Source organism: Corallococcus sp. CA047B, assembly GCF_003612065.1.
Lineage (GTDB): Bacteria > Myxococcota > Myxococcia > Myxococcales > Myxococcaceae > Corallococcus > Corallococcus praedator.
Map to the genome: position 1 here is coordinate 1 of NZ_RAWD01000481.1, position 5,217 is coordinate 5,217.

A 5,217-nucleotide genomic window follows, 5' to 3' on the forward strand; every position below is an offset into this window, starting at 1 on the left:
GGCGGAGGCAGCAGGGGCGCCACGCGCTGCCAGAAGGCGTCGGGGACGAGTTCACGGACCATGTCCCTCAAGCTGAGGATGCCCCTTGCCAACGGCCAGCCCAGCCCTGACTTTCGTTAGGTGCTGTTACTCAACTCGCATGCGCCCTGCACCGGTTCAGGAGATGGGTCGAGGCCGGCTGACCTCGCCCTGAGATATCGATTTTTTGACTCACCGCATCTCAAAGGAGTGGGGATTTGAAAAGCGCTTTCATCATTCTCTCGGGTGGTCCCTCGAAATACAACCCCAAGGACCCGGACCGGCATGACCAGAGCTGGGATAATTTCGTCACCCCTCCGCTGCTTCGCTCCAGCGGTGCCGAGCTACACGATCCAGCGACAGAGGATGTGCACTGGTTGGTCTACGAACCCGCCTACAAGGACCGATGGGATAGCGACACAACCCATCAGAAGTCCGCTCCAACTCAACACCAGCACACCGTCGACATCAAAACAAAACGCAAGCGCCTGAATTACATCGACCTCCTCAAGGCACGCGCCAAGGATCGCGGCTGGAAGTACGAGGGACTTTCGCTCGCTCAAGGATTCTGGGACTACATCAACAAGCTCAAAAGCACCAAGGTGAGTCGGGTTTGGTTTTACGGCCATGCCCGGAATGACCTGTGGCTTTCGCTGGACCACGACTCCTCGAATGAAGCCGTCTCGCCAGCATCCAGCGCAATCGTAACCGTGATTGACATCAAGAAAGTTGCCCCATCCTCGTTCGTCCCCCAGAAGGCAGCGACCCATCCGCACAAGTTTTTTGGATGCAATACCAAGGCTTTTGCCGAAAAGTGGGCCAGCGCGTTCTCCGTTTTCGCGGAGGGCTCTGATGGCAAGGTAGGTTTCGAGAAGATCCACGACAACTCAGGTAAAGTGGTGCTCAGCTCTGGGGCTGAGTGGTACCAGTACTCCAAAGCGGTAGCGCCACGACTGCTTCATTCAAAGGTAGGAGACCAGGTGAATTGATGAGACCGCGCTTGTATCTGGCCGCACTGACGCTGCTTGGCGCTGGGTTCGCAGGCAGCTACTACTTCGCATCAGCCAGATCGAAGCCCGTCCCTATCAACGCACCACCCATTGCTCCCGAGTACTTCGCCGAGCAGACCTCGGACTGCGGTGTGGACCTGCTGAACCTGGCTGAGTCGGACTCAGGCCCGTTCAAGCGTGTCCTCGCCGTTGGCGCGAACCGGCCTCGTGAGAAGCTGCGCCGCAACGTGTGGGAACAGGGGCGGTACCGGGTCAGAGGCCGGTTCACCGGCAAGTCCCATGAGTTCCAAGGGTGCGCCAGCTTCCCTGAGTTCGAAGTGCTCGACTTCAGGCCGTGGGGCCCCGTCCAGCGCTGCGCGTCTCCAGGGGCGCTCGACGCAACACTGCTGCTCTACACCGGCGACCTTCCCAAGGACCGCTACGCCCCCGAGGACTTTCTCGACGGTCCCTGGCCTCCATCCATTGACGATGAGGCATGCAGACGCGTGGGGGCCTGTCTGTCAGACCTGCGCCGGGCTGACTCCCGCAGCGCCCCTGACACGGTCATTGACGGGGAGGAACTCCCTGCGAGGGATGGCGCGGCTTGCAACACCACCGTGACCTGCTCAGCCAACGAGAAGCGTGTCGCTGCCTGCTCCGGATACATCTGGTGTTGCCGTCTCCTGCCTGAATGACTCGCGGCCCCGGAACATCCAGGGGCCGCGAGCCTTGACCGCCCTGCCCTACCGACGACCGCCCGGCGGGATGCCCTTCTCGCCGTACAGGTACTCCTGCAACGGCTTCACCGCGAGGTCCGAGCGCTTCAGCGACTCCAGCGCGCCCACCGCCATGCGCGCCGCCTGCACCGTCGTGTAGTACGGCACCGAGTGCATCAATGACTCACGCCGGATGGAGAAGCTGTCGGAAATCTCCTGCTTGCCGAAGGTGGTGTTGATGACCAGCACGATCTCCCCGTCGACGATCTTGTCGACGATGTTCGGCCGGCCCTCCTTCACCTTCTGCACCAGCTGGGACTCGATGCCCTTGGTCCGCAGGTAGTCGTGCGTGCCGGACGTGGTCGTCAGCGTGAACCCCATGGAGCGCAGCCGCCGGGCCAGGTCCACCACCGCCGGCTTGTCCTCGTCCTTCACGGAGATGAACACCCGCCCGGCCTTGGGCAACTTCACCCCCGCCGCCAGCTGGCTCTTCGCGAACGCCGACGCGTAGTCGTCCGCCAGGCCCATCACCTCGCCCGTGGACTTCATCTCCGGCCCGAGAATCACATCCACCCCGGCGAAGCGCGCGAACGGGAAGACGCTCTCCTTCACCGCCACGTGCTTGAACTCCGTCTCCTCCGTGCGGCCCAGCTCCTTCAGCGTCTTGCCCACCATGCAGAGCGCGGCGATCTTCGCCAGCGGCACGCCCGTCGCCTTGGAGATGAACGGCACCGTGCGGCTGGCGCGCGGGTTCACTTCCAGGATGTAGATGATCTTCCCCTGGATGGCGAACTGCACGTTCATCAGCCCCACCACGCCCAGCTCGCGCGCCATGGAGATGGCCTGGTCCTTCATCCGCTCCACCAGGTCCGGCGACAGCGAGTGCGGCGGCAGCGTCGCCGCCGCGTCTCCCGAGTGCACCCCCGCCTCCTGGATGTGCTCCAGCACGCCGCCAATCAGCACCTGCCCCGTGCGGTCCGCCACGAGGTCCAGGTCCACCTCGATGGCGTCCTTCAGGAAGCGATCGATCAACACCGGGTGCTCCGGCGACGCACTCACCGCCTCGCGCATGTAGCGCTCCAGGCTGGCCGCGTCGTACACCGTCTCCATCGCCCGTCCGCCCAGCACGTACGACGGCCGCACCATCACCGGATAGCCGATGCGCTCGGCCACCTTGAACGCCTCCGCGTGGCTGCGCGCCACCCCGTTCTCCGGCTGCGTCAGGCCCAGCTTCTCAATCAGCTTGGAGAACTTCTCGCGGTCCTCCGCCCGGTCGATGGCGTCCGGCGACGTGCCCAGAATCGGCAACCCCGCCTGCTCCAGCGGCACGCTCAGGCGCAGCGGCGTCTGCCCGCCGAACTGCACGATGGCGCCCACCGGCTTCTCGCGCTGGGACACCTCCAGCACATCCTCGATCGTCAGCGGCTCGAAGTAGAGGCGGTCCGACGTGTCGTAGTCCGTGGACACCGTCTCCGGGTTGCAGTTGACCATCACCGTCTCGTACCCGGCCTCGCGCAGCGCGAAGGCCGCGTGCACGCACGCGTAGTCGAACTCGATGCCCTGCCCGATGCGGATGGGACCGCTGCCAAGAATCAGCACCTTCTGCCGGTCCGTGGGCGGCGCCTCGTCCTCCTCCTCGTAGGTGGAGTACAGGTAGGGCGTGTACGCCTCGAACTCCGCGGCGCAGGTGTCCACCCGCTTGAACACCGGCCGGATGCCGCGCGCGTGCCGGTGCGCCCGCACCTCCGCCTCCGGGTAGCCCAGCAGGTTGCCCAGGTACTTGTCGGAGAAGCCGTGCGACTTCGCCTGCCGGAGCACGTCGTCCGGGAGCTGATCCAACCGGCCGTGGTCCGCCAGCATCTGCGCCTCGTGCACCAGCGCCTCGATGTGGCGCAGGAACCACGGGTCGATGGCCGACAACTGGTGCACCTGCTCCACCGTCAGGCCCTCGCGGAACGCCTGCGACACGAACCACGGCCGCTCCGGCCGGGGCACACGCAGGCCCTCGCGCAGCACCTTCTCCCGCTCCTCCTTCTCCGAGGGCAGGTCCGGCGACTCCAGGCCCACGCGCCCCAGCTCCATGGAGCGCAGCGCCTTCATGTACGCCTCGGGGAAGGTGCGGCCAATGGCCATCACCTCGCCCACGGAGCGCATGCTCGTCGTCAGCGTGCGGTCCGCCTTGGGGAACTTCTCGAAGTTGAAGCGCGGCACCTTCACCACCACGTAGTCCAGCGTCGGCTCGAAGGAGGCCGGCGTGTCCCGGGTGATGTCGTTGCGCAGCTCGTCCAGCGTGTAGCCCAGCGCCAGCTTCGCGGCGACCTTCGCGATGGGGTAGCCCGTCGCCTTGGACGCCAGCGCGCTGGAGCGCGAGACGCGCGGGTTCATCTCGATGACGACCATGCGGCCGTCCTGCGGATGGATGCCGAACTGGATGTTGGAGCCGCCCGTCTCCACGCCAATCTCGCGGATGATGGCCAGCGACGCCTGCCGCATGCGCTGGTACTCGCGGTCCGTCAGCGTCTGCGCCGGCGCCACCGTGATGGAGTCACCGGTGTGCACGCCCATCGGATCCAGGTTCTCGATGGAGCAGATGATGATGACGTTGTCCGCCGAGTCGCGGACCACTTCCAGCTCGTACTCCTTCCACCCCAGCACGCTCTCCTCGACGAGGATGGTGGAGGTGGGGCTCGCCTTGAGGCCCGAGCGGCAGATGGCCTCGAACTCCTCGCGGTTGTACGCGATGCCGCCGCCCGTGCCGCCCAGCGTGAACGAGGGACGGATGATGGCCGGGAAGCCGATGTCCTCCGCCAGCGCCATCGCGTCCGTCAGCGTCGTCGCGTAGCCGCTCCGGGGCAGCGCCACGCCAATCTTCTGCATGGCCGCCTTGAAGAGCTGCCGGTCCTCCGCCTTGTTGATGGCGTCCAGCGACGCGCCGATGAGGCGCACGCCGTACTTCTCCAGGATGCCCTTCTCGGCCAGGGCCTTGGCCAGGTTGAGCGCCGTCTGCCCGCCCATGGTCGGCAGCAGGGAGTCGGGACGCTCGGCGGCGAGAATCTTCTCCGCCGCCTCCACGGTGATGGGTTCAATGTAGGTGCGGTGCGCGAACTCTGGGTCCGTCATCACCGTGGCGGGGTTGCTGTTGAGCAGCACCACCTCCACGCCCTCGTCCCGAAGCGCCTTGATCGCCTGGGTGCCTGAGTAGTCGAACTCGACGGCCTGCCCGATGACAATCGGGCCCGAGCCAATCACGAGAACCTTCCGGATATCGGTACGCTTGGGCATCGGGCGCCCCCCATACCAACCTCCGTCCCGACATGCACGCGGTGCGTTGTCCCCGTGCGAAGGTCCTGTCCGCCGCCCGCCCGCTCGCAGGACCTGCACCCTCAAGTCCTCTGCTACGCTGCCGCGTTCCCTTCCGGAGGTTCCATGCGTCGCTGGTCGTCCCTGGCCCTGCTCGTCCTCGTCTCCGCGCCCGCCCTCGCCCAGGACACCGC

General features: G+C 65.7%; 3 protein-coding genes. 2 read left to right on the forward strand and 1 reads right to left on the reverse strand.

Annotated elements, in window-relative coordinates; translation table 11 throughout:
* Window positions 1-236 precede the first annotated feature (236 nt).
* Together D7X74_RS42805 and D7X74_RS39370 are read left to right on the forward strand one after the other, a co-directional pair.
* Window positions 237-1,007: a hypothetical protein gene (locus D7X74_RS42805; protein WP_147446855.1), complete on the forward strand. Its 771-nt coding sequence runs from the start codon at window positions 237-239 to the stop codon at window positions 1,005-1,007.
* Between the two features lie 11 nt (window positions 1,008-1,018).
* Window positions 1,019-1,702 (forward strand): hypothetical protein, encoded by a 684-nt coding sequence (locus D7X74_RS39370; RefSeq protein ID WP_120538083.1) that lies wholly within the window; start codon window positions 1,019-1,021, stop codon window positions 1,700-1,702.
* Window positions 1,703-1,750: 48 nt separating this feature from the next.
* Here D7X74_RS39370 and carB read toward each other — a convergent pair whose 3' ends face one another.
* Window positions 1,751-5,005 (reverse strand): carbamoyl-phosphate synthase large subunit, encoded by a 3,255-nt coding sequence (carB, locus tag D7X74_RS39375; RefSeq protein WP_120538084.1) that lies wholly within the window; start codon window positions 5,003-5,005, stop codon window positions 1,751-1,753.
* Window positions 5,006-5,217: the final 212 nt, after the last annotated feature.

What these genes read in the sequence shown, in the direction of transcription:
- carB (WP_120538084.1), bottom strand. Translation starts at nt 5,005, where the DNA reads ATGCCCAAGCGTACCGATATCCGGAAGGTTCTCGTGATTGGCTCGGGC.